General features: G+C 74.0%; 1 protein-coding gene. It reads left to right on the forward strand.

The features are described 5' to 3' along the window. The first annotated feature begins 107 nt into the window (after positions 1-107). Positions 108-578 carry a hypothetical protein gene (locus tag AC27IQ_RS26440; RefSeq protein ID WP_284414608.1) on the forward strand — a complete coding sequence of 157 codons (471 nt, stop codon included), beginning with the start codon at positions 108-110 and terminating at the stop codon, positions 576-578. Positions 579-680: the final 102 nt, after the last annotated feature.

A 680-nucleotide genomic window follows, 5' to 3' on the forward strand; every position in this document is an offset into this window, starting at 1 on the left:
GGCGGAGTGACCCCCCGGGGGCCGGAGCGGGCGCGGTGCCCGCTTTCCCGGCCGTCCCTTGCGCGCACGGCGGCCCCGCTGTCGCGCCCTTTTTCTGGAGAAAGACCATGCGCATCGAGACTCTGATCCCCCGTTTTTCCTGGACCCGCCGGGCCGTGGGCTTCGGCCTGGCCTTTGCGCTGGCGGCAGGCGCCGTGCATGCGCAGAGTGAGGTGTCCGTCGGCTTGTCGCTGCTGCCCGTGGCCTCGGTGGTGGGTACCGCTTCGGTGGCGTCCACGGCCGCCGGGGCGGTGGCGGCCGTTCCCGTCGCGTTGTCGGTGGGCGGCGCGATCCTCACCGTGAAGGCCGTGGAGGCGTCGGCCAACGGCACTGTGTATGTGCTGGAGCGGGCGTCCGATGGTGCGCAGGTGAGCGTGGAGGTGGCCGGCCGCGCGGCCTCCGGCACGGTCCATGCCGTGGGGTCGGCGGTAGCCTGCAGCGTGATCGGCACCGGCGTCGTCCTGTCGGTGGCGGGCGAGGCGCTGGCCTTCGTGCCCAATGCCCTGGGCCGTGCACTGCTCTACAACGAGCGGCTGTGAGGGGGCGGACCATGCGCAGACGGGCCCTGGCCGCCCTGGCGGCGGTTGCTCTCGCCGGAACCGGCACCGCGCACGCGGGGCCGCTCGTGCGAGGCGCGCAAG

It is taken from the genome of Acidovorax sp. KPB24-07 (assembly GCF_057543315.1).

Coding starts and splice junctions, on each gene's coding strand:
- AC27IQ_RS26440 (WP_284414608.1), top strand. CDS start 108: ATGCGCATCGAGACTCTGATCCCCCGTTTTTCCTGGACCCGCCGGGCC.